23 protein-coding genes and 2 pseudogenes are annotated in these 22399 nt (G+C 46.9%); 17 read left to right on the top strand and 8 right to left on the bottom strand.

Annotated features, from left to right (window positions below):
- The first annotated feature begins 44 nt into the window (after positions 1 to 44).
- From P6910_RS11650 to P6910_RS11625, 7 genes and pseudogenes are all read left to right on the top strand, one after another.
- Positions 45 to 1634 carry an F-box/WD40 repeat-containing protein gene (locus tag P6910_RS11650; RefSeq protein WP_317146406.1) on the top strand — a complete coding sequence of 530 codons (1590 nt, stop codon included), beginning with the start codon at positions 45 to 47 and terminating at the stop codon, positions 1632 to 1634.
- 149 nt (positions 1635 to 1783) lie between these two features.
- Positions 1784 to 2677, top strand: a pseudogene (locus P6910_RS11645) (F-box/WD repeat-containing protein); the annotation flags it as partial.
- A gap of 170 nt (positions 2678 to 2847) precedes the next feature.
- Positions 2848 to 2919, top strand: a pseudogene (locus P6910_RS26820) (hypothetical protein); the annotation flags it as partial.
- Positions 2920 to 3399 (top strand): WD40 repeat domain-containing protein, encoded by a 480-nt coding sequence (locus P6910_RS11640; protein ID WP_410493930.1) that lies wholly within the window; start codon positions 2920 to 2922, stop codon positions 3397 to 3399.
- Positions 3400 to 3548: 149 nt separating this feature from the next.
- Positions 3549 to 5156, top strand: coding sequence for an F-box/WD repeat-containing protein (locus P6910_RS11635; RefSeq protein ID WP_317146404.1), 1608 nt, complete (start codon positions 3549 to 3551; stop codon positions 5154 to 5156).
- Between the two features lie 149 nt (positions 5157 to 5305).
- Positions 5306 to 6913 carry an F-box/WD repeat-containing protein gene (locus P6910_RS11630; RefSeq protein WP_317146403.1) on the top strand — a complete coding sequence of 536 codons (1608 nt, stop codon included), beginning with the start codon at positions 5306 to 5308 and terminating at the stop codon, positions 6911 to 6913.
- Between the two features lie 191 nt (positions 6914 to 7104).
- On the top strand, positions 7105 to 8667 hold the full coding sequence (locus P6910_RS11625; protein ID WP_317146402.1) for an F-box/WD repeat-containing protein: 1563 nt from the start codon (positions 7105 to 7107) through the stop codon (positions 8665 to 8667).
- Here P6910_RS11625 and P6910_RS11620 read toward each other — a convergent pair whose 3' ends face one another.
- From P6910_RS11620 to P6910_RS11610, 3 genes are all read right to left on the bottom strand, one after another.
- Entirely contained in the window at positions 8668 to 9003 is a 336-nt protein-coding gene (locus P6910_RS11620) for a hypothetical protein (RefSeq protein ID WP_317146401.1), read from the bottom strand.
- A 75-nt stretch (positions 9004 to 9078) separates the two neighbouring features.
- Positions 9079 to 9939: a trypsin-like serine protease gene (locus P6910_RS11615; protein WP_317146400.1), complete on the bottom strand. Its 861-nt coding sequence runs from the start codon at positions 9937 to 9939 to the stop codon at positions 9079 to 9081.
- 494 nt (positions 9940 to 10433) lie between these two features.
- Positions 10434 to 11309, bottom strand: a complete 876-nt coding sequence (locus tag P6910_RS11610; RefSeq protein ID WP_317146399.1) for a hypothetical protein — start codon at positions 11307 to 11309, stop codon at positions 10434 to 10436.
- Positions 11310 to 11621: 312 nt separating this feature from the next.
- Here P6910_RS11610 and P6910_RS11605 point away from each other — a divergent pair, with 312 nt between their 5' ends.
- The 4 genes from P6910_RS11605 (at position 11622) to P6910_RS11590 (ending at position 13514) form a co-directional block, all read left to right on the top strand.
- On the top strand, positions 11622 to 11747 hold the full coding sequence (locus P6910_RS11605; RefSeq protein WP_317146398.1) for a hypothetical protein: 126 nt from the start codon (positions 11622 to 11624) through the stop codon (positions 11745 to 11747).
- 220 nt (positions 11748 to 11967) lie between these two features.
- Positions 11968 to 13161 (top strand): RtcB family protein, encoded by a 1194-nt coding sequence (locus P6910_RS11600; RefSeq protein ID WP_317146397.1) that lies wholly within the window; start codon positions 11968 to 11970, stop codon positions 13159 to 13161.
- Between the two features lie 17 nt (positions 13162 to 13178).
- A complete protein-coding gene (locus tag P6910_RS11595; protein ID WP_317146396.1) occupies positions 13179 to 13301 on the top strand; it encodes a hypothetical protein in 123 nt (40 codons plus the stop codon).
- An 18-nt stretch (positions 13302 to 13319) separates the two neighbouring features.
- Positions 13320 to 13514 (top strand): hypothetical protein, encoded by a 195-nt coding sequence (locus tag P6910_RS11590; protein ID WP_317146395.1) that lies wholly within the window; start codon positions 13320 to 13322, stop codon positions 13512 to 13514.
- Here the strand turns inward: P6910_RS11590 and P6910_RS11585 are convergent.
- Positions 13511 to 14083 (bottom strand): cyclin-dependent kinase inhibitor 3 family protein, encoded by a 573-nt coding sequence (locus tag P6910_RS11585; protein WP_317146394.1) that lies wholly within the window; start codon positions 14081 to 14083, stop codon positions 13511 to 13513. The two genes, P6910_RS11590 and P6910_RS11585, sit on opposite strands and share 4 nt — an antisense overlap.
- A gap of 248 nt (positions 14084 to 14331) precedes the next feature.
- On the opposite strand from P6910_RS11585, the gene P6910_RS11580 reads away from it, so the two are divergent.
- Positions 14332 to 15474, top strand: coding sequence for a Fic family protein (locus P6910_RS11580; protein ID WP_317146393.1), 1143 nt, complete (start codon positions 14332 to 14334; stop codon positions 15472 to 15474).
- A gap of 181 nt (positions 15475 to 15655) precedes the next feature.
- Here the strand turns inward: P6910_RS11580 and P6910_RS11575 are convergent, their stop codons facing one another.
- Together P6910_RS11575 and P6910_RS11570 are read right to left on the bottom strand one after the other, a co-directional pair.
- Positions 15656 to 15976, bottom strand: coding sequence for a hypothetical protein (locus P6910_RS11575; RefSeq protein ID WP_317146392.1), 321 nt, complete (start codon positions 15974 to 15976; stop codon positions 15656 to 15658).
- Positions 15977 to 16120: 144 nt separating this feature from the next.
- Positions 16121 to 18139, bottom strand: coding sequence for an alkyl/aryl-sulfatase (locus P6910_RS11570; RefSeq protein ID WP_317146391.1), 2019 nt, complete (start codon positions 18137 to 18139; stop codon positions 16121 to 16123).
- 109 nt (positions 18140 to 18248) lie between these two features.
- On the opposite strand from P6910_RS11570, the gene P6910_RS11565 reads away from it, so the two are divergent.
- Positions 18249 to 19160 (top strand): LysR family transcriptional regulator, encoded by a 912-nt coding sequence (locus P6910_RS11565; protein ID WP_317146390.1) that lies wholly within the window; start codon positions 18249 to 18251, stop codon positions 19158 to 19160.
- Positions 19161 to 19334: 174 nt separating this feature from the next.
- On the opposite strand, the gene P6910_RS11560 is transcribed toward P6910_RS11565, so the two are convergent.
- A complete protein-coding gene (locus P6910_RS11560; protein WP_317146389.1) occupies positions 19335 to 19835 on the bottom strand; it encodes a GNAT family N-acetyltransferase in 501 nt (166 codons plus the stop codon).
- The gene (locus P6910_RS11555) at positions 19826 to 20089 is read right to left on the bottom strand and encodes a DUF1778 domain-containing protein (protein ID WP_317146388.1); all 264 of its coding nucleotides are present in this window, start codon (positions 20087 to 20089) and stop codon (positions 19826 to 19828) included. Before P6910_RS11555 ends, P6910_RS11560 begins: the two co-directional genes overlap by 10 nt.
- Before the next feature lie 170 nt (positions 20090 to 20259).
- Here P6910_RS11555 and P6910_RS11550 point away from each other — a divergent pair, with 170 nt between their 5' ends.
- The 4 genes from P6910_RS11550 to P6910_RS11535 all read left to right on the top strand — a co-directional run bounded on the left by P6910_RS11550 (position 20260) and on the right by P6910_RS11535 (position 22240).
- Positions 20260 to 20412 (top strand): hypothetical protein, encoded by a 153-nt coding sequence (locus P6910_RS11550; protein ID WP_317146387.1) that lies wholly within the window; start codon positions 20260 to 20262, stop codon positions 20410 to 20412.
- 35 nt (positions 20413 to 20447) lie between these two features.
- Positions 20448 to 20609 carry a type II toxin-antitoxin system Phd/YefM family antitoxin gene (locus P6910_RS11545; RefSeq protein ID WP_317146386.1) on the top strand — a complete coding sequence of 54 codons (162 nt, stop codon included), beginning with the start codon at positions 20448 to 20450 and terminating at the stop codon, positions 20607 to 20609.
- A gap of 349 nt (positions 20610 to 20958) precedes the next feature.
- Positions 20959 to 21810 (top strand): DNA damage-inducible protein D, encoded by an 852-nt coding sequence (gene dinD, locus P6910_RS11540; RefSeq protein WP_317146385.1) that lies wholly within the window; start codon positions 20959 to 20961, stop codon positions 21808 to 21810.
- Positions 21797 to 22240: a hypothetical protein gene (locus tag P6910_RS11535; protein ID WP_317146384.1), complete on the top strand. Its 444-nt coding sequence runs from the start codon at positions 21797 to 21799 to the stop codon at positions 22238 to 22240. The genes dinD and P6910_RS11535 overlap by 14 nt, the downstream gene beginning before the upstream one ends.
- Positions 22241 to 22399 lie beyond the last annotated feature (159 nt).

Here is a 22399-nt window from a genome sequence, read left to right as displayed (position 1 = left end):
CACCCGGTAATCGATAATAAACACCAGCTTTGCAGGATCCTGACATGCATGGAATCAATAATTCCGCTTTTGAAAAACCACTGACGCGAGCTCAGGCCAGAGCACTGCCACTAACGGGTAACAATGCGGGCAGGTCCGTTTCTGCAGCTGGCAAGAAAAAAAAGCAAAAACTTAAACTGCAAGATTTAGACTCAGATACACTTTCCATGATTTTTTGCCATTTGAAACTTCGGGATATTCGCAGTTTACAAAAGGTATCTACCCGCCTTCGCGACCTTGTCAAGCAAGATAACGCTCTGGCAAAAGCTTGGTATCGCCAGTTTACTTCAGCCCATCAGCAGCAACTGAGGATGGCCCTCATTACAAAAAACAAGGATCAACTCCGTGCGTGGTTTGAGTCATTTTCGAATAATAAAGCGTTAGTTGAGTCACTCACAGATTGTCGGCCGACGGGTCTTTATTCACCTGGTCTGTTATTTTTCACCAAGGCTAAGCTGATGTCTGAATGTGACACCTTTGAATTAGTCACTACAGCCACCATTGACAAAAATTATAAAGACGACAACAGCATTGACGATCTCATCCGAATTAGACGCATCTATACAGTCCACTCGGCCGAACTCAGTGCCGATGGCCGCTATCTGGTGACCGTCGATGGAGACAATACGGCAAAAATCTACGGCCATAAGCCTGATGGAACATGGGAAAAAAAAACCACCATTCCCCATGACGGTGGGGTCGAATCTGCGATTTTCAGCCCCGATGGTTGTCATCTAGTCACCGCCAGTTCGGATGGTACGGCGAAGATATATGGTCTGAGCTGTGATGACTCATGGGAGCCAAACACCCTCATTCACCATAATCGTGCCGTCAATTCAGCTACCTTCAGCTGCAATGGTCGATATATCGTGACCTCCAGTAGGGTCACAGCGAAAATCCATAGCCTGAAGAACGATGGATCATGGGAGTTAACGGCCACCCTTCCCCATAACGATTATCTCCATCCACCCATTTTCAGCATCGATGGCTGCCATGTATTAACCACCTCTGATATCACGGTGACCATCCATAGCCAGAAGGACGATGGATCATGGGAAGAAAAAGATACCATTACCTATGTTGGTGGTATCTTGTCTGCCACCTTCAGCGGCGACACTGGCAGTGTGGTCACCACCGGTCTTGGACGGAAGGCGATTATCTACGACAAGAAGGCCGATGGATCATGGCAAAAAAATACCACCATTCACCACTCGATCAATTCGGCAAGATTCAGCACCGATAGCCGCCATCTGGTGACTCTCGGCTACGAATGCAAAGTAAAAATTTACAGCAGAAAAGCCAATGGCTTGTGGCAAGTAAAAACCACCTTTTCTCATAAGGGTTTTGTCATATCAGCCAACTTCAGCCCTGATGGCCGCCATCTGGTGACTGCCAGCGTTGATAAAACGGCGAAAATTATGGGTCAGCGAGATGATGGGTCATGGTCAGAAAAAGCCACCATTGTCCATGATGACCGACTCTCATCGGCCACCTTTAGCGCTGATGGCAGCCAGGTGATCACCTCCAGTCGGGACGGTATAGTAAAAATCACTGAACTGCGAAGGAATCATTCATGGTCTGCTGTCACTGAGTGACACCAATCTGCAGACACTGAAAGTCATTTTGTTAGTTTCACTAACCAGCCTGTTATGAACTTTCATTCTGGAAATGTCTCTGACTAACCAAATAATTTTTAACCCTCCCTGGTGATCAAGAATAAACACCAGCTTTGCAGGATCCAGACATGCATGGAATCAATAGTTCCGGTTATGAACCACCACTGACGCGAGCTCGAGCCAGAGCGCTGGCACTAACGGGTAGCCGTGCGGGCAGGTCCGTCTCTGCAGCTGACACGAAAGAAAAACAACAACTTTCATTGCAAGATTTAGCCTCAGATACACTTTCCATGATTTTTTGCCATCTGAAACTTCGGGATATTCGCAGTTTAGAAAAGGTATCTACCCGTCTTCGTGACGTTATCAAACAAGATAACGCTCTGGCAAAAGCTTGGTATCGCCAGTTTACTTCAGCACATCAGCATCAATTAAGGATGGCCATCAGCACAAAAAACAAGGATCAACTTCGTGCATGGTTTGAGTCATTTTCGAATGATAAAGCGTCAGTCGAGTTACTCACAAATCGCCAGCCGATGAGTGTTTATTCACCTGCTGTGTTATTTTTCACCAGGGCTGAGCTGATGTCTAAATGTGAAACCTTTGAATTAGTCACAAAAGCCACCATTGACAAAACTTATAAAGCTGACTCAACCACCTCATTAAACGATCGCATCCGTATGAGTCAGGACAATGAAGTCAACTCAGCGACCCTCAGTGCTGATGGCCGCTATCTGGTCACCACCAATGCAGACCTGACGGCAAAAATCTACGGCCACAAGCCTGATGGATCATGGGAAATAAAAACAACCATTCCTCATGAAGGATGGGTCAAATCAGCAATTTTCAGCCCCGATAGCCACCATGTAGTCACCGCCAGTGGAGATCACACTGCGAAAATCTATGATCGGGGGTGCAATGAATCATGGGAATCAAACACCACCATTTCCCATGGTTATCTGGTCATATCAGCCGCTTTCAGTTCCGATAGTCGACATGTGGTGACCGCCAGTTGGGATGGCACAGCGAAAATCCATAGCCAGAAAGATGATGGATCATGGGAATTAACGGCCACCCTTACCCTTCCCCATAACGAGTTTGTCCATTCAGTCACTTTCAGCACCGATGGCTGCCATGTGGTGACCGTCTGTCAGCATAAGAAGGCGAAAATACTTAGCCAGAAGGGCGATGGATCATGGGAAAAAAAGGTGTCATTCCCCATGATAGAGCTGTCATGTCAGCCACCTTCAACGCCGATGGTAGCTATGTGGTCACCGCCAGTCTGGATGGCAAGGCGAAAATCTATGGCAAGAGGGCCGATGGATCCTGGGAAGAAAATACCATCATTGAACACAGGAAAAGAGTCAACTCTGCCACCTTCAGCCTCGATGGCCGCCACGTAGTAACTGCCAGCAATGATGGCACATTAAAAATCTACGGCCTGAAAGCCAATGGCTTATGGGCAGAAAAAACCACCTTTCTCCACACTGGTTGGGTCACATCAGCCACCTTCAGTCCTGATGGTCTCCATATAGTGACTATTGCCAGCTACAGGAAAACGGTGAAAATCATTGGTCAGCAGCATGATGGGTCATGGTCAGAAAAAGCCAACATCGCCCATGATGACTGGATCTCATCGGCCACCTTTAGCGCCGATGGCAGCCAGGTGGTCACCTCCAGTCGGGACGGTATAGTAAAAATCACTGAACTGCGATGGAAACATTCATGGTCTGCTGTCACTGAGTGACACCATTTTGCAGGCACGGAAAGTCATTTTGTTAGTTTCACTAACCAGCCTGTTATGAACTTTCATTCTGGAAATGTCTCTGACTAATTAAATAATTTTTAACCCTCCCCGGTGATCAAGAATAAACACCAGTTTTGCAGGATCCAGACATGCATGGAGTCAATAGTTCCGGTTTTGAACCACCACTGACGCGAGCTCGAACCAGAGCGCTGGCACTATCGGGTAACAATGCGGGCAGGTCCGTCTCTGTTGCTGACAACAAAGAAAAGCAGAAACTTTCATTGCAAGATTTAGACTTAGATACACTTTCCATGATTTTTTGCCATTTGAAACTTCGGGATATTCGCAGTTTACAAATGGTGTCTACCCGTCTTCACGACGTTATCAAGCAAGATAACGCACTGGCAAAAGCCTGGTATCGGCAGTTTTCTTCATCGCACCAGGAGCAACTGAGGATGGCCATGGCTACAAAAAACGAGAATCAAATTCGTGCGTGGTTTGAGTCGTTTTCGAATGATCAGGCGTTAGTCAATTCATTCGCAGATCACCGAACGGAGGGTTTTTATTTACCAGGTCTGTTATTCTTCACCAAAACTGAGCTGATGTCTAAATGTGATACCTTTGAATTAGTCACTAAAGCCGCCATCGACAAAACTTATAAAGCCAACTCGACCGCCAGCTTTGACGAGCACATGCGTATGTTTCGCCTCAGTAGTCTCCACTCTGTCGTAATCAGTGCTGACGGTCGCTATCTGGTCACCGCCAATGGTGACGATACAGCAAACATCTTCCGCTGCAAGGCTGATGGAACATGGGAAAAAAAAACCAATATTCCCCATACCGGAAGGCTCAGAAAAGTAATTTTCAGCCCGGATAGTCAACATATTGTGACCACCATTGGGAGTCACGGGCAGAAGATATATATTCACAGGTGCAATAAATCGTGGGAACCAAACATCACCATTTCCCATCGTGGTTGGATCACATCAGTCAGCTTCAGCGCCGATAGTCAGCATTTGGTGACCGCCGGTTTGGATACTGTAGTGAAAATCCATAGCCAAAAGGAGGATCAATCATGGGAGTTAACAGCTACCCTTCCCAGGACTTCTGTCTATTCAGCCAATTTCAGTACAGATGGCTGCCACCTGGTAACCGCCTGTAGCGATAAGATGGCGCGAGTCTATAGCAAGAAGGACGGTGGATTATGGGAAGAAAAAGATGCCATCCCTCATAATGGGCCTGTCCTGTCAGCCAGCTTCAGCGCCGATGGTCGTTATGTGGTCTCCGCCAGTGAGGATTGCAAGGCGAAAATCTACGAGAAGCAATCCGATGGATCATGGAAAGAAAATACCGTCACTCAACACTGGAATACCGTCAACCTGGCCACCTTCAGCCCCGATAGCCGCCATCTGGTGACTGCCAGCGAGGATGGCACAGTGAAAATTTGTAGCAGAAAAGCCAGTGGCTTATGGGAAGAAAGGGCCAGCTTTTCTCATAAATTTCTGATCGAATCAGCCGCCTTCAGCCCTGATGGCCGCCATGTTCTGACTAATGCCTACCATAAAAAAACGGTGAAAATCATTGGTCAGCAGGATGATGGGTCATGGTCAGAAAAAGCCACCATTGTCCATGATGTCGTGGTCACATCGGCCACCTTTAACGCCGATGGCAGCCAGGTGATCACCTCCAGCGAGGATGGCATAGTAAAAATCATTGAACTGCGAAGGTATCATTCATGGTCTGTTGTCACTGAGTGAAACCAACCTGCAGACACTGAAAGTCATTTTGTTAGTTTCACTAACCAGCCTGTTATGAACTTTCATTCTGGAAATGTCTCTGACTAACTAAATAATTTTTAACCCTCCCTGGTGATCAGAAATAAACACCAGTTTTGCAGGATCCAGACATGCATGGAATCAATAGTTCCGGTTACGAGCCACCACTGACGCGAGCTCGAGCCAGAGCGCTGGCACTAACGGGTAACAATGCAGGCAGGTCCGTCTCTGTTGCTGACAAGAAAGAAAAGCAAAAACTTTCATTGCAAGATTTAGCCTCAGATACACTTTCCATGATTTTTTGCCATTTGAACCTTCGGGATATTCGCAGTTTAAAAATGGTATCTACCCGTCTTCGCGACCTTATCAAACAAGATAACGCTCTGGCAAAAGGCTGGTATCGCCAGTTTTCTTCACCGCACCAGGAGCAACTGAGGATGGCCATGGCTATAAAAAATGAGCATCAACTCCGTGCGTGGTTTGAGCCGTTTTCCAATGATCAGGCGTTAGTCAATGCGCTCATAGATCGCCGGCCCGGGGGTGTTTATTCACCTGCGCTGTTATTTTTCACCAGGGCTGAGCTGATGTCTAAATGTGAAACATTTGAATTAATCACTAAAGCCACGATTGACAAAACTTATAAAGCCAACTCAGCCCACCTCAACGCTGAAGATCAAATCGGTGTGAGACTCCTCAATAAAGTCAACTCAGCAGCGCTCAGTGCTAATGGCCGTTACCTGGTCACCGCCAATGGGGACCGAACGGCAAAAATCTACGACCACAAGCCTGATGGATCATGGGAAATAAAAACAACCATTCCTCATGAAGGATCGGTCAAATCAGCGATTTTCAGCCCCGATAGTCACCATCTGGTAACCGTCAGTAGTAATTGCAGAGCGAAGATATATGATCTGGAGTGTGATGAACCACGGGAACCAAAAACCACCATTATTCATAATGGGGTCATCAAATCAGCCACCTTCAGCACCGATGGTCGACATGTACTGACCGCCAGTTTGGATAAGACAGCGAAAATCCATAGCCAGAAGGATGATGGATCATGGGTGTTATCAGCCATCCTTACCCATTACAGATCTCTCGAATCAGCCACTTTCAGCACCGATGGCCGCTATGTGTTAACCGCCAGTCTGGATAATACACTGAAAATCTATAGCCAGAAGGACGATGGATCATGGGAAAAAAAAGATATCATTCCCCATACTGGTTTTGTCATTTCAGCCACCTTCAGCGCCGATAGTAGCTATGTGGCCACTGCCGGTGTGGATGGCAGGGCGAAAATCTATGGCAAGAGGGCCGATGGATCATGGGAAGAAAGTGCCTTCACTCAAGGGGAACCTGTCAACTCGGCCACCTTCAGCCCCGACAGCCGACATCTAGTGACTACCGGCGACCGTGGCATAGTGAAAATTTACGGCAGAAAAGCCAATGGCTCGTGGAAAGAAAAAGCCACCTTTTCCCATAAGGATTGGGTCTCATCCGCCACCTTCAGCCCTGATGGCCGCCATCTGGTGACTGCCAGCCGGGACAAAACGGCGAAAATCATTGGTCAGCAGGATGATGGTTCATGGTCAGAAAAAGCCACCATTGTTCATAATGACTGGCTCTCATCGGCCACCTTTAGCGCCGACGGCAGCCAGGTGATCACCTCCAGCGAGGATGGCATAGTGAAAATCACTGAACTGCGAAGGAATCATTTATTGTCTGCTGTCAGTGAGTGACTATCTCTGTGACAACTATCTCTGTGACAACTATCTCTGTGACAAGATCCTGCATGCACCGAAAGTCATTTTGTTAGTTTCACTAACCAGCCTGTTATGAACTTTCATTCTGGAAATGTCTCTGACTAACTAAATAATTTTTAAACCTCCCTGATGATCGGGAATAAACACCAGCACTGCAGGATCCAGACATGCATGAAATCAATAATTCCGGTTTTGAACCTCCACTGACACGAGCTAGAGTCAGAGCGCTGGCATTAACGGGTAACCATCAGGGTAGGTCTATCACAATAGCTGACAAGAAAGAAAAGCAAAAACTTTCGTTACAGGATTTGGCCTCAGATACACTTTCCATGATTTTTTGTCATTTGAAACTTCGGGATATACGCAGTTTACAAAAGGTATCTACCCGTCTTCGCGACCTTATCAAACAAGACAATGCTCTGGCAAAAGCCTGGTATCGTCAGTTTACTTCAGCACATCAGCATCAACTAAGGATGACCATCAGTACAAAAAACAAGGATCAACTCCGGGCATGGTTTGAGTTATTTTCGAATAATAAAGCGTTAGCCGATTCACTCGCAGATCGTCGGCCGACGAGTGTTTATTTACCTGGTCTGTTATTTTTCACCAAGGCAAAGCTGATGTCTGAATGTGATACCTTTGAATTGGTTACTAAAGCCAACATTGACGATCTCATCCGAATTGAAAGCATCAATGTAGTCTACTCGGCCGCACTCAGTGCCGATAGCCGCTATCTGGTGACCGCCAATGGAGACAATACGGCAAAAATCTTCGGCCATAAGCCTGATGGAACATGGGAAAAAAAAACCACCATTCCCCATGAAGGACGGATCAAATCAGCAATTTTCAGCCCCGATGGTCATCATCTAGTCACCGCCAGTTCGGATGGTACGGCGAAGATATATGATCTGAGTTGTGATGAATCATGGAAGCCAAACACCCTCATTCACCATAATGGTATCGTCAAATCAGCTAGCTTCAGCAGCAATGGTCGAAATGTCCTGACCTCCAGTTGGGATGATACAGCTAAAATCCATAGTCGAAAGAACGATGGATCATGGGAGCTAACGGCCACCCTTCCCAATCAGTCTTTTTTCTATGATGCCATTTTCAGCATCGATGGCTGCCATGTATTAACCGCCTCTGATAACACGGTGACAATCTATAGCCAAAAGTACGATGGATCATGGGAAGAAAAAGATACCATTACCCATGTTAGTAACGTCTTGTCAGCCATCTTCAGCGCCGACACTGGCAATCTGATCACCAACACTCTTGATCGGAAGGCGAAAATCTATGGCAAGAAGGCCAATGGATCATGGAAAAAAAATACCACCATTCAACACTCGGTCAAATCAGCCAGATTCAGCACCGATAACCACCATCTGGTGACTGTCGGCTACGATTACAAAGTAAAAATTTACCGCAGAAAAGCCAATGGCTCGTGGAAAGTAAAAGCCATCTTTTCCCATAAGAGTTCCGTCATATCAGCCAACTTCAGCCCCGATGGCCGCCATCTTGTGACTGCCAGCATTGATAAAACAGCGAAAATCATTGGCCAGCAAGATGATGGGTCATGGTCAGAAAAAGCCACCATTGTCGATGATGACTGGCTCTCATCGGCCACCTTTAGCGCTGATGGCAGCCAGGTGATTACCTCCAGCGAGTATGGCATGGTGAAAATCACTGAACTGCGAAGGAATCATTTATTGTCTGCTGTCACTGGATAATCACTTCTTGTCACTGAACCCCGCCCTGAAGAGGGTGTCGCAAAACTCCAACAGCTCGTTCCCATGCTCTGAGGTCGTCATTCCCGCGAAGGCGGGAATCCATCGCCAACGGTGGATCTCTGCCTTCTCGGGGATGACAAGGCCGGGGGACGCCGGGCAGTACGGTTCTGGTGGTGAGTCAGTGTGGATTCCCGCCTTCGCGGGAATGACGAGAATGAAGTCGGGAATGCCGAGAATGAAGCCGGGAACGACGAGAATGAAGCCGGGAATGACGAGAATGAAGTCGGGAATGACGGGAGTCAACTCGTTCCCACGCTGGAGAGAGTTTTGCGACACCCTCATAATCCCTGGGTAATCTGCATTGATCCTGGTCAGTGAGGTGCAGAGTTGTGAGACTCTACCCTATCCCAATTATATTGCTTCTCCTGTCAAGCGGGTTTCTTTGAGTTTTTTACTTACACATAAAATGGCTGTTATTCCAAGAAGAGTGCCAACAACACCAGCTCCAATGCCAACAGTAATATCAAAAATACAAATAACGTCCTTCCAATTATCTTTTTGAGACTTTTTTAAACTGGTATTATCTTCGATAAAATCAAGATATTTTGATAGGGCTTCGAAGATAATTACGCCACCAGCCACGCCAGAGCTTGCGTCAAGTAATCCTAATAAATATGCAGTATCGTTCATGCTGTAGAACAGAGGCCCTCCCGAATTGCCATCTTCTCCATAACCAGCATAATTTAACTCATAAACAGAATTTTTGACTGATAACCATGTCAGAATCACTTTCTCCAAGGCATCATGATCTGAATAAGCAACAGCGTAAATGGGATTAATTTTATATAAATCATTTGTTAAATATGTTTTATTATCGATTAAGGGTAGCTTTATACCTTTCTCATCCAGAGATATTTTTTGATCCAGTTCAATGATCGCAAAGTCATAATTATAAATAATTCGTGAAGAATCAAATTTCGAGTGTAATATATATCTGCTTGCTCTAACCGAGAATGGAGCCAAAGCATTTTTAAAATGAGCCTTAAGGCAGTCAGTATCAGAAAAAGTATCTAACGCGTGAGCAACCGTTACTATATGTCTATCTGAAATCAATACTCCAGTGAAAGTGCCACTAGCATCTGTCATTTTAACAACCCAAGGCAGCAAACCAGGTGCAACAACTTCAGTGGGTTCTGTGTATCGCTTTTGCCTATCTAATGCAAAAATGCAACCAGAGTAAACAATCAGAAAAACCAGCCCAAAATAGTGCATAACGACCTCACCTCAAGCTTTCATACTATAAGTTCAAAAAGATAGTCTACAAATGCAACATAAATCGGGTTTACGCAGGTCTCCAGGAGCCACATCACCCCGGCGTGTTGGTCCGCACCGGACGTTTCACCGAGGACGATGAAACCTGATCCGTAAGTCTTTCAGAGAAACAAGCCCGGGGTTTGCAAGAAAAATGTCGTCCAATGCCCTGCTGCACTGCAAAAGTTTTGCTCAACCGGTAATTCCCTTTGCTACTGGCTGCCATCGAAGCCGCTTTGATAGGATCAAAGCCCGGCTTGATCAGATTTCTATAACGGGTTTCCGGTTTGCGCCACTGTTTGATATAACAGCAACGGATATTCCGGTGTATCCATTGATCCTATCGTGTTATGGATAGAATTTTCTCATAAGTTACACAGTGGTGGTCGTGCATGACTTTTAGTCGCCTGCCAGCGCTCGGCTGAAGCAGGCGGTTATGTTCCTTGAAACATCAATTATCGATGACGGTAAAAAAAGGACATAAGCCAATGATACATTTGTCTCAAATAAATTATGGGTCTTGCTATTAAGGTTTGGGTACGAGTATGTAATGCATCATCAATATCGTTCTCATCATCCGGCTTTATTGCTTGTGCTTGTAAAATTACATCTTCATCAGAATTCAACATTTGAAATTGACCTTGCTCTACTGCCAGAAAAACAACTTGAGGATTTATAACTGTCGTCCTGCGTGCTTTTAATATTGAACGATGATAAGCAATGGCATTTCTGCAAAACGTATTAGCGACAGACGCACCTATAGAACCCACTATTAATGGTCGCTGCAAGTAAGAAGGGCATAGATTTACAAAAAACATCATATGTGAAAAAGTGGCCGAACCTGCACCTTTTAGCATTGGACTTAACGCGCCACTGATTCCATTATATCTGCAATAAGCTATCATTCCGGCAAAACAGGCACTGGCTGAAAAAATAGTAACGCCATTTGGATAGTGTACCATCAGCCTTCTTATTGCTTGCGGTATCCATTCACCAGGATAGAGATTGGCTCCCCAAATAATGCTAAAGGGGATAAGCATCCCTGCATTTCGCATCTGCTCAAGTTGTTCTGAAAGCAGCTGAAGGAGCTCTTCATCTTCGGCATGTACAAAAAATGTTTGTTCCCCAATTTTCACCCAGCGTTTCTGCCAGTTATAGGGGTTACGACCATCGCCGCCGCTTGCTCCTCCTGATGAGGATATCGTGGGTGGGGGAGGCATCAGATCTGTCCCCGCCATAGAGCTGGGGCATACATCTAAAAATATGAAAGTTAGCGTAACTAATACTCTAAAACGGTAGGATAATATCTTGGCTTCATAAATAAATGACATATAGGTAACCCCCTACGTCAGGATAGATATCGTCTCTTTTAATACATGACTTTCAATAAGTGAGAGCCGATAAAAAGAGGCTGTTGTGGCTCGCCACTACAAAAAATGGAAGAATCCATTATCCAGAAGGTGATACTACCCAGTAATGTTTCCGTGGCTCAGCTCAAAAGAGAAACCGGCATTACTGATGCAACCCTGTATACTTGGCGCAAACAGACAAAAGCGCAAACTCAATCGAATATTTGATCTCGCAAGGTATCAGTTTTCTGCTCCCTGAATACCTTGAAAACTTAATCCAGATTTCTGCAAATAATGTCGCAATCGATGAGAGTCATTCTGGCTCGATTTGCTCTGACGGCTCACATTGAACAAGGTTTTTCCCGCTTCAGCCATGGATCAGCTTTTTCGGCAAACTTCGATCACATTTTGACGTTGTAGCTGTTTAGAATAAACGCCTTATACTTAAACGCAGTAGTGGCGAAACGAAAACCATTCAGGCTATCCCGGCACTGCATGAATTCATAGAGTCACAACTCTCTGCGCTGGAAGCCTTCAAGGGCAGCCAGCAAAGGACTGTAGGAGCATTTGAGCCCATCAATCACCTGTTCCACAAAATTTTGGACCATACCGCTGAAAAAAATGAGAGAGGTGCTACATTATGCCGGTGATTACTTTATTAGAGGGAACTGATAGCCGAAAGCCAGTTAAGATTTGGACGGATGAAGTCAGCCCACAGGCACTTGAGCAGATGCGTAAAGTCGCCAGCCTGCCCTTTATTCACAAACATGTGGCTGGCATGCCTGATATCCATCTGGGCAAAGGTGCAACAATAGGGTCTGTTATTGCTACCACAGAAGCCATTATTCCTGCAGCAGTTGGCGTCGATATAGGTTGTGGTATGAATGCAGTTCAGTTATCACTGAAAGCCTCTGATCTGCCGGACAGCCTTCTGGCCATTCGGCATGATATTGAAAAGGTTATTCCCCTTGGAGCCGGCGGACAGCATAAAGAAGCACAACTAGCCGGAGATTCATCGGTTGCTCGTGGCTTACAACGTATTCTGGAAAAGCATCCGGATATTGTCCATAGAGGCAATCGGGACAAGTTTGTTCGTCAGATGGGCAGCCTGGGTTCTGGCAACCACTTTATTGAACTGTGCCTGGATGAACAAGACAACGTATGGATAATGCTGCATTCCGGAAGCCGGGGCATTGGTAACCAGATAGGTCAGTACTTTATTCATCTGGCTCGAAAAGACATGGAAAGGCAGCAGATTCATCTGCCCGACAGAGACCTCGGCTACCTGAAGGAAGGCTCGGACCACTTTGATGATTACGTTGAAGCCGTGGTATGGGCACAAAACTACGCCCTGCTGAACCGGGAGCACATGATGAACAGTATTCTTAACGTATTGCACCAGCATCTGAAACCGTTCACCGTCATCAATGAAGCCATTAACTGCCACCACAACTTTGTTGAGCAGGAGCTACATGATGGCCAGCAAGTCTGGGTAACTCGTAAAGGAGCCATCCGGGCCAGAAAGAACGAACTGGGCATTATACCCGGCTCTATGGGGGCCAGGTCTTACATTATCCGTGGCAGAGGCAATCCCGAAGCATTTTGCAGCTGCGCTCATGGGGCTGGCCGGAGCATGTCCCGTACCGCTGCCAAAAAAGCCTTCTCTGTTCGTGATCTTGAAGATCAGACACAGGGCATAGAGTGCAGAAAGGACAAAGGCGTACTGGATGAAATTCCCGCTGCTTACAAAAATATCGATAAGGTCATGAGCCTGCAGAACGATCTGGTTGAGGTCGTGTGTACACTGCGACAGATCGTCAATGTGAAAGGCTAGGTAAAGGAGAAGTAGTAATGGCCTGGAATGACCGAGTGATTGAAACCTGCGACCCTGAAACCATGAATCCACGTTTGCAGTACACAACGTATATTATTACGATAAAGGCAACACTCAAGGCTGGACTGAAAATATACTAACCACAGGGAGACTGAACAATGAAAAAGCAAAAAAACGCTCGTAAACGCTCGCCTTCGGCGGTGCTGAAACTGATGCAAGACCCTATGTTCCGCCAACGTCGGGAAGAGCTGAAAAACCGCTACAACCGTAAAGAGAAACATCGTGGTCGCAGCGATTTCAGGCCGCACCAGAAAGCATTGAATGAGACAGTGTTTTCTTGTGCGGCTTGTTAAACTTTTTTTGCTTTACTGGTGACAGGGTGATTGCCTGAGGGCATAGATCGCACGTAATCTTCCTGCTCCCTGGTTTCTATGGCTCCGATCCGGGCTTCTCGTACATTTGTAATAGCCTCATCACACGATGCCCCATAGTCCATTAGCAGTCTGGCAACCAACAATCCTGTGCGTCCAAGCCCTCCACGGCAATGAACCAATACTTTCTTCCCCTGATCCAGGTAACGATAAATCGTATTAACAGACTGCTGCCACTGTTGTTCAAATCGGGCATCAGGAATGGAGAAATCTTTTATCGGCAAATGCAGCCACTTCATACCTGCTTTGTTAACCTCATCTTCAAGCTCACTGATACCCAGCATGTGGAACTCATGTTCTTCAATCAGAGAAATCACCAGCACTGCACCCCATTTTTTTATAGTGGCAATGTCTGTAGGCAGATCCCGGTTCCAGTCCTCTGCAACCATTGACTGCCCCTTTTTACCGGGTGCAATGGCCATGCCCAGAATTCCACCTCCAGGAATAGAAACGCTATCAATGAGTAAAGGATTTGATTGTGATGTTCGCATTCAAGTGATTTCCTGATTGTGGTCTGAGTTAATAATCGTTATTCCCATAGTTTCTGACGGGACCTTTCAGTATATCTGAACAATCCATTTATACAGATTTACAGAATGAGTTGTGACTGATGTTGTGTTCAGTAGTTTTGATTGTACCCCGTAATCTTGTTGTTTGAGCCAATTAATACTATTATTTAGCTCATAATTTGCGCTGATTAAGATTTACAATCGGCTCACTATTTTGGGTAAACTCTTACATGACCGATTGTTCACCAACACTGTGGATCTGGCAAAACAAAGACTGGCCCCAGTTTCACTGGCAAGAAGAGGCTGTATTACCTCTGCTCAGAGAAGTTCGCTTCAGCCTGGGAGTCCTTTTAGGAAAAGCCAGCGCTACCCAGTGTGATAAAGCAGAAGCCTCTGCACTGGACACCCTGCTGGAAAACATCATCACCTCTTCTGCCATCGAAGGTGAACGCCTTAATGTCCAGTCTGTCCGGTCATCACTGGCGAAACGCCTGAATCTCGAAGGCACTGATAACGCTGCCTACCCGACTTCCGAGCGAACTGAAGGGTTGGCAGAAATGATGCTGGATGCGATCTCTAACCTGGATGCCCCACTCAGCCTGGATCGTCTTTGCCAATGGCACCGCTGTCTGTTTCCCAATACGGAGTTTACCTTTCACAAGGTTCAGGCAGGTCAGTTAAGGGGCGATGAACCCATGCAGGTGGTGTCCGGACGTATTGATCGGCCCACCGTTCATTTTGAAGCACCGCCAAGAAGTGTATTGACATCAGAGCTGGAGCGATTCTTTGATTGGTTTAACCAGAGCAGAAACGATCCAAAGTGCGATCCCCTGCTTCGTGCTGCCATCAGTCATTTCTGGTTTGTGACTCTACACCCTTTTGATGATGGTAATGGGCGATTAACCCGGGCTATTACCGACCTGGCCCTGGCACAAGCCGATGCCCAAAGCATCCGGCTCTGCGCCGTGTCCAGCGCGATTCTGGATAATCGCAAAGCCTATTATCAGATTCTGGAACAATCCCAGCGAGGGGAGGTGGACATCACCCACTGGCTACTCTGGTTTTTGCAGATGCTCGATGAAACGATCAAAGCCTCCTTGAGAAAGATTGACCGTACACTTAACAAAACGCGGTTCTGGCAGGCATTTCATGATACAGGGCTTTCCAATGAGCAAATCAAAGTGCTTAACCGGCTGCTCGATGGAGGAGAGAAGGGCTTTGAATCCGGGATCAGTGCATCGCAATACCAGAAGGTAGCAAAAGTCAGCAAGGCCACAGCTACCCGACATCTGTCTGATTTATTGTATAAAGGGTGTATTGAGAAATTGCCGGGGGGTGGGCGCAGTACCCGGTATCGGGTCGTTCGTAAATGATCAGACGCTGCATATCAACTATCGGATTGTTCTCTTGTCGTGACGGGACAATAGCCATAATCGGGTCAATCACCGAAGCGATGTGTGCTCCAACAGTCGCTTATCGTTCCAGTAAGCAAGAATTGGCTGAGGGCTTTAAAGAGCATAAGGACACCCATTTTTGGCAGAGCCTGAATAAAGCCTAGGAAACCCGACCCTCTTCGGTATGAAAGTTGTAGTCTATGTCCAGCTGAGAGCCGCGTCCATAGGTCAGATCAACGCCAAAGTTACGCAGCCAAATTCTGCCAACGCTGTCTGTACCCTTACTATCCCAGCCCAGGGTATCACTTATGATGCCCCTGATTTCAAACACCGCTATGGCCATGGTGTCGTCATTACCAGTATTGTAGGTTTTGCCTGACTTGGCATTCAATCCATTATTGGTGATGCCAGCACCAGGCAGTGTGTAGACCACCAGAGGATCGACATATCCTGCAGCTCTTCTGCCAAGACAAACACACATGTCATAGTCAATGCAGCACAAGCCGCGGCAAATGCGTGTGGAGGATTTTTTTCACTAAAGGATCCGGATAAAGTTTGTATGTAGAAAAAAGGTTGAGATGACTTCTGTCGTTCATCTCAACCAAAAAATGATTCAAAAAAGTAATTAGCTGGCAGGCATTGGAATGATCTCAAACATTCCGTCAAAGTTATCCAGAGTTGCTGACAGCTTTTCTATCAGCTCTGCGTTGCCTTTGATCTCAGCATCACCGGATTTCAGGAGGGCTTGGAGGGAAGTTTGACCCAGCGCCATTTTTGTCAGGTCAGTTTTTTCAATGACCAGTTCAACATCCGTTTCCGGCAGTGTTTCCACTTCTATATTACTCATATTGGCGTTTGAAACTTCACCAAAGAAACGCTGCTCCAAGTCCGGGTGGTAAAGGCCAAAACTAAAGTCTAAACCCGCCTGCTCCGCTTTTTCGGCATTCAGGCGAACCGCCAGAAAGTCGAGAAACATGCCTGTTGGCGTATTAGCAATAACATCGGCAGAAGCCAGCTTAATGGATGGTTTGATCTCTCCGGTTCTTAACTCCACTGCACCTTGCAGGTAGGAGTTGCGCCACGCCATGGTTTCTGACTGATAACCCTGTTGCTCAAAGCTGTCAGCCAGTGCATAGCGATAATCCAGGTTATCCGGGTGACATTGCACCAGATCATTGAACAGCTGGGATGCTTCTTGATATTGCCCGTTATTGAAGTTTGAAACTCCTGCTCTATAGAGTGCCTCTGCACCCGCTGCCTCGACATAAACACAAGACTTGTCTCTGGTTTCAAGCGGGTTGGTGTTTACCGGGTTCATATCGTGATAACCGAGATATAAATTGACCACCGCGCGGGCGTTGTGACTGTATGAACCGTGGTAGCCATTGGTGTGCCAGGTCTGTTTTTGAACCTCTGGCACCAACTTCTCAATTTCACGACCTACGTCGTTAATAGTGGTGCCATGGTTGGCCAGGCGCATGGCCTGATTGTGAATAAAGCCATAGTTATCCCGTTGCAGGGTCATATACTCGGCAATTTCGTTGTTTTCAGTGGCTAGATCATTCCAAACCGGTGCTGAGTGTGCAGCGTGAATACTGTCAACCATTCCGGAATCCACAAAACGCATTTTCAGTTCAGTCAGATACTTGGTCCAGACCAGTGCATCACGAACTTTTGCTCCCCGGAAAGTGTAGATATTATGCATGCCGTCATAAGTGAGTTCAGCGGTATTGAGTGAGCGATATTGCGGAACATAGAGCACCATTTCCGCGGGTGCTTCAGCGCCCGGCATATTTATGGCGTAAAACTCCAGACCATCAATATTGATCACTTTTTCACGTGACGTAATTTCTGTCGTAGGCGCCACAAGAGTGACCTCGCCCCTCGACGTACCCAACCCCAGAGCATTGTCAACGATGCCTTTGGTACTATTGGTTAACGTTGTTCCATATTGATAGTTTGCCCGGCGGCCCATAGCCGTACCGGCGATGACATTTTCGTCAGCCAGCTCTTTGATGAAATCCTTTGGTGCGTAGATTTGCGCACCTTCGGCGAAGTTGCCGGACTCATAGACACCCCTGGAACCACCAAAGTGATCAGCATGCATATGGGAGTAGATCATTCCAGTAATTTTATGCTCACCATTGATTTCAGGCAGGTGTGTTTTGGCAAAATCCCAGGCAGCTGCGGCTGTTTCCCGGGACAACAGCGGATCGTGAATGACATAGCCGTTTTCGGAGCGATAAATGGTCATATTGGATAGATCAGCCCCGCGAATCTGATAGACACCATCCGTCACCTGATACAAGCCGCCGGCCGTATAATTCAGCATACCCTGACGCCAGATAGACGGATTGACCGTGGCAGGTATTTCGTCAATCGACATATCCGTCATGTACTGAAAACGATTTTTCAGCTCTCCCGCAGCATGATTGCCAAATTCTGCAATCAGCCCTTTGCGGGTACGTTCAAAAGCGGATACATCTTTCCATGGCAGGTTTTTTGCCAGATTCTGGTTTGCTCGTTGAGTATGGGCAGTGGCAGGTTTGCCCTGATAGTCCTCGAGGCTGGTATATTCAGCACTTGCATTAAACGACGCAAGAATAGCAATGGTAATGGCTGAGAGAGTCTGTGTCGGTTTCATAGTAGTCCTTATTCACGGTTGAACTGAAGACCCGATCACTTTAATGGCTTAATTCATAATGATATATTTGGCATTCTTTAGTTTAATCATCACTGCTGGTTATGTATTGATGAAAGCATCAAAGTTCGACCTTAATCTCCTGCGAGTTTTTCTGGCGGTCTATCACCATCAATCAATCACAGTAGCGGCTGAGGTTATGGAGCTAACCCAACCCGGCGTGAGTGGCGCATTAAAGAGAATGCAAAACCAATTGGGAGATACCCTGTTTGTTCGTGATGGCCGGGGCATTGCGCCAACGGATTTTGCCCACGAAATAGCCCGCCAGATTGAGCCCGCCCTGGAAACTATAAACAATACTCTGAGTGATATGCAGGGACTCAGCCATCACGGAAAGCGCCGGTTCGTCGTGTATACCCCAGAGCCCGTAATGCTGGTACTGCTTCCAAAGATTGAAGCTGACTTAACATTGGAAAACCGGGAAATAGTGCTTTACCCAACACCGACCACTGAGGAAGAGTTACTTGATAAGCTCAATTTACGGCAGGCGGATTTAGCAATAGATTTTGCTCATGTCTCGACCTTATCTTATTTTTCCCAGCCTTTGTTTACTGACCAGATCTGCCTGATTGCCAGCCAATCCCACCCGAGAATCCAGGGAAGCGTCTCGGCTGAGCAGTTTTATCAGGAAAAACATATAACGTTGAAACTGAGGCGTGAAAATACATTTTTGGCAGACTCTTTTACAGAAGAGCCCCTGCAACCAAGAAAGGTTATGGCTGAGTGCGACTCCCTGCTTGCGTTAATGGCTCTGGTAGCCAGTAGTGAAAGTATCGGCACTATGAGCAGCAGTCTGGCGAAGATATTTTCTCAACAATTTGGTTTACAGGTGATGAAAATACCGTTTCGTTCTTTGCCCATTAACTACAAATTACTGGCCCATAGCCGACTGCGCAATAGCAAAACCAACTGCTGGTTGCGCAGCAAAATTCTGTCTTATGTCACAGAGTTAAAGGCTGAATAAATCAGGGCGGGCAAATCTGGAAACTCTAACGGGCAAGGGTTCAAGGCTGGACTTTGATGAACGAAGAGAAAATAGCCTCAAACGACTGAAAGCCCGTTACCGGGACATTACTTCCAGCCAGTTAAACAGATATCAGAACACGAAAGCTGACGCTTTACGTTACGAAGCCAGAGATCATTGAGGAAATAAGTCAGCAATCTGTTTGACAGGAAGCAATAGCGTCATTGGGTTGAATGGTGACTCCTTAAATCCATACTGGAGATAAAATTGTTTCGCTTCATCCGAAATCGCATGAACCAGCATGGCTTTAACACCAATGTGACCGGAGACAACCAGTGTACGAAGCATGGCGTCCTTCAGTAATCCTGAGCCAATTCGCAGCCCCCGATGATGATTGTCAACGGCGAGCCGTCCCAATACGGTCACAGGAACCGGATCAGGCATGTTGCGGGCCATTGCTTTCGGAGCCTGCATTCGCTCGACACTGCCGCTGGAGAGAGCATAGTACCCTATAACAATATTGCCTTTGTTCACAACAAAGGTTCGGCTGGCGTTGGCTGACTGGTTTTTCAGAGCTGTTTTTTTCAGCCAGTGGTTTAATACAACATGCCCACAATCAAAGTCATCCGTATTATGTTCAGCAGTCAGTAATTCTGGTGCCTTGATTATTCCCACGGTGCAGGCTCCGCCAATAGCTTTTTGAGTTTGCTGTTTTCTGGAACGGGTGCTTCCAGAGCCTCTTCGAAGGCTTTAGCCTGTGCTTCATCAAGATTGAATACTCTTTGATCCAGCAAGACATTCATCGCTTCCCTGCATGCAACGTCAAGTATAAAAGCGGATCTGTCTTTCTTCAGAACAGAAGCTGCCATAGTCAGCAGAGCCTGTTGTTCGGGTTCTACACGCATGTTGATGGGGACTGTTTTAGCCATATTCGCCTCCTGTATATCTATCAGACTTACATAAAAGTATAGCGATTAGATATACAGAATACCAATAAGTTCCATACTCGGATGCTTTCATAACTCTGGCGATCGAAGGCCAACTCACCGAACAACAGCTAATCCAAGCCGAATCCAGCGAAACCGACAACCGCACTCTGTTGGAACACCTGAAAACCGATGGCTTTGATGGCGCAAGCGAACCCCTGTTCCCAGATATTGACCAGCTGGAACCACTGCTGGAAGAAGCGACGGATCAGTCAATCCGCCATTGCTACAAAGCGCCTCTTAAGGCCAATAATAAAGAACCTTAAAAGGCACTTTATAAGACTTTCATCAGGAGGACACCATGCGTATGGACCAAATCAAACCGATCAGCTATCTGAAAAGAAACACCTCAGCGGTGATTAACGAAATCCGGGAAAACCGCCAGCCCATGGTGATTACCCAGAACGGCGAGGCCAGCGCCGTCATTCTTGATGCCGACAGCTACCAGCAACAGCAGGAGTGACTGGCTTTGCTGAAAATCCTGGCCACTGGTCAGCAACAGATCGAACAGGGCGATATCGAACCCGCTGAAGCGTTTTTCAATCGGCTTAAACAACAGATAGACTCTGGCGAGCGGTAATTAATGAGCAAACCTGAACTGTCCGGGGCAACAGAAAGTCCGTCTTACACTGTCCACCTCACCCGCTGGGCACAGCAGTATTTACAGAGCCTGCTAAAAAAGCGGTTGCTGGAATGACATTAAACCGACCTCATTCTCGACCCTATTACGCAGCTGCGCAATAGGATCAGAAGCCAGAACTGGCAGGGTGTGCTATATAATAACTGTTTTTTTATACAGGTAGAGACAGAGCATGGATAAATCAATGAACACAGATCATCAGAGCTTTGAATCGATCAGGCAGGTGAATGATCACGGCCAGGCATTCTGGTCTGCCAGACAATTAAGCAAAGTACTGGGATATTCTGAATATCGAAACTTTCAGCCTGTCATAGCGAAAGCCGCCGAGGCCTGCACTAACAGCGATCAGGCTATTTCAAACCATTTCGTGGAGGTCCACGAAATGGTCCCGATCGGCTCCGGCGCCAAACGCAAACTGCCCGACGTGCGCCTGTCCCGCTACGCCTGTTATCTGGTGGTTCAGAACGGCGACCCGTCCAAGCCAGTGATCGCCAATGGTCAGACCTACTTTGCCCTGCAAACCCGCCGTCAGGAGCTGGCTGATGATCAGGCTTTCAAGCAGCTGAAGGAAGATGAAAAACGTCTGCTGCTTCGGGAAGAGATGAAAGAGCATAATAAACAGTTGGTGGACGCTGCCGCCGATGCGGGTGTCACCAGCAATATGGATTTTGCCATTTTCCAGAACCACGGTTACCGAGGGCTTTATGGCGGGCTGGATGCCAAAGATATCCACCAGCGCAAAGGGCTGAAAAAAAGCCACAAAATTCTCGATTTTATGGGCTCGACCGAACTGGCCGCCAACCTGTTCCGGGCTACCCAGACCGAAGAAAAGTTGCGCCGTGATCAGGTGCAGGGCAAAACCCAGGCCAACCAGACCCATCATCAGGTCGGCGCCAAAGTACGCCAAACCATTGATGAGCTGGGTGGCACCATGCCTGAAGACCTGCCCACACCGGAAACCAGCGTTAAACAACTGGAAAAGCAAAAAAATAAAATCAGCAAAGCGGAGGATGATCAGGAATGAAAGACTACCCTGTTTCTGCCCTGTTGAAACTCTTCAGCCATGGATAATGCCGTTTTGCCCCCCGGCTCGACACATTACTGACTTGGCTGCCCTACCCCTGAGTCAAAGCTCTGGAGCAACCTTTCCAAAAACTCCCGATACCCATGCGCTTAATATCCTGTTATCCCCCATGATTCAGAAAATGCTGGAACAGAAACTGTGGCGGTTTAATGCTGGGCTGCCGGGGGAACAGGGTTATTACACCATCGACCCGGCCTTTGCCGACAAATGTTACGAGATAGAAGGCAGCCGTCTTTTTGGGCGACTGGGTCACCCTGTCTGGGAAGCCTTTAGAAAACAGGCTGAACAGTGGCGGAAAGAAAAGCATTCGGGGAAAAAAAACCGACAACAAATTACACAAGGTTCAGGCAAGTCAGTTAAGGGGCGATGAACCCATGCAAGTGGTAATTGATTCTGTTTCCATTCTGTTATCTGCCTAAAGTGGAAGGGCAATGGAGCTACGCATGGGCGATATGGCTAATGAATTAGGCTCTCATTTGAAAATATTGCTCATACATCGACTCCAGTACGATTACCAGAAACGGATTCT

This window comes from Endozoicomonas sp. 8E, assembly GCF_032883915.1.
GTDB lineage: Bacteria > Pseudomonadota > Gammaproteobacteria > Pseudomonadales > Endozoicomonadaceae > Endozoicomonas_A.
The sequence above is the reverse complement of the archived record's forward strand: the minus strand, read 5'-3'. Positions and strand labels throughout refer to the sequence as shown.

What these genes read in the sequence shown, in the direction of transcription:
- P6910_RS11600 (WP_317146397.1), top strand. Translation starts at nt 11,968, where the DNA reads ATGCCGGTGATTACTTTATTAGAGGGAACTGATAGCCGAAAGCCAGTT.
- P6910_RS11545 (WP_317146386.1), top strand. Translation starts at nt 20,448, where the DNA reads ATGCGTATGGACCAAATCAAACCGATCAGCTATCTGAAAAGAAACACC.
- P6910_RS11625 (WP_317146402.1), top strand. Translation starts at nt 7,105, where the DNA reads ATGCATGAAATCAATAATTCCGGTTTTGAACCTCCACTGACACGAGCT.
- P6910_RS11585 (WP_317146394.1), bottom strand. Translation starts at nt 14,083, where the DNA reads ATGCGAACATCACAATCAAATCCTTTACTCATTGATAGCGTTTCTATT.
- P6910_RS11630 (WP_317146403.1), top strand. Translation starts at nt 5,306, where the DNA reads ATGCATGGAATCAATAGTTCCGGTTACGAGCCACCACTGACGCGAGCT.
- P6910_RS11535 (WP_317146384.1), top strand. Translation starts at nt 21,797, where the DNA reads ATGATCAGGAATGAAAGACTACCCTGTTTCTGCCCTGTTGAAACTCTT.
- P6910_RS11635 (WP_317146404.1), top strand. Translation starts at nt 3,549, where the DNA reads ATGCATGGAGTCAATAGTTCCGGTTTTGAACCACCACTGACGCGAGCT.
- P6910_RS11605 (WP_317146398.1), top strand. Translation starts at nt 11,622, where the DNA reads ATGTCGCAATCGATGAGAGTCATTCTGGCTCGATTTGCTCTGACGGCT.
- P6910_RS11570 (WP_317146391.1), bottom strand. Translation starts at nt 18,139, where the DNA reads ATGAAACCGACACAGACTCTCTCAGCCATTACCATTGCTATTCTTGCG.
- P6910_RS11610 (WP_317146399.1), bottom strand. Translation starts at nt 11,309, where the DNA reads ATGTCATTTATTTATGAAGCCAAGATATTATCCTACCGTTTTAGAGTA.
- P6910_RS11615 (WP_317146400.1), bottom strand. Translation starts at nt 9,939, where the DNA reads ATGCACTATTTTGGGCTGGTTTTTCTGATTGTTTACTCTGGTTGCATT.
- P6910_RS11580 (WP_317146393.1), top strand. Translation starts at nt 14,332, where the DNA reads ATGACCGATTGTTCACCAACACTGTGGATCTGGCAAAACAAAGACTGG.
- P6910_RS11565 (WP_317146390.1), top strand. Translation starts at nt 18,249, where the DNA reads ATGAAAGCATCAAAGTTCGACCTTAATCTCCTGCGAGTTTTTCTGGCG.
- P6910_RS11555 (WP_317146388.1), bottom strand. Translation starts at nt 20,089, where the DNA reads ATGGCTAAAACAGTCCCCATCAACATGCGTGTAGAACCCGAACAACAG.
- P6910_RS11575 (WP_317146392.1), bottom strand. Translation starts at nt 15,976, where the DNA reads ATGTGTGTTTGTCTTGGCAGAAGAGCTGCAGGATATGTCGATCCTCTG.
- P6910_RS11595 (WP_317146396.1), top strand. Translation starts at nt 13,179, where the DNA reads ATGGCCTGGAATGACCGAGTGATTGAAACCTGCGACCCTGAAACCATG.
- P6910_RS11590 (WP_317146395.1), top strand. Translation starts at nt 13,320, where the DNA reads ATGAAAAAGCAAAAAAACGCTCGTAAACGCTCGCCTTCGGCGGTGCTG.
- dinD (WP_317146385.1), top strand. Translation starts at nt 20,959, where the DNA reads ATGGATAAATCAATGAACACAGATCATCAGAGCTTTGAATCGATCAGG.
- P6910_RS11650 (WP_317146406.1), top strand. Translation starts at nt 45, where the DNA reads ATGCATGGAATCAATAATTCCGCTTTTGAAAAACCACTGACGCGAGCT.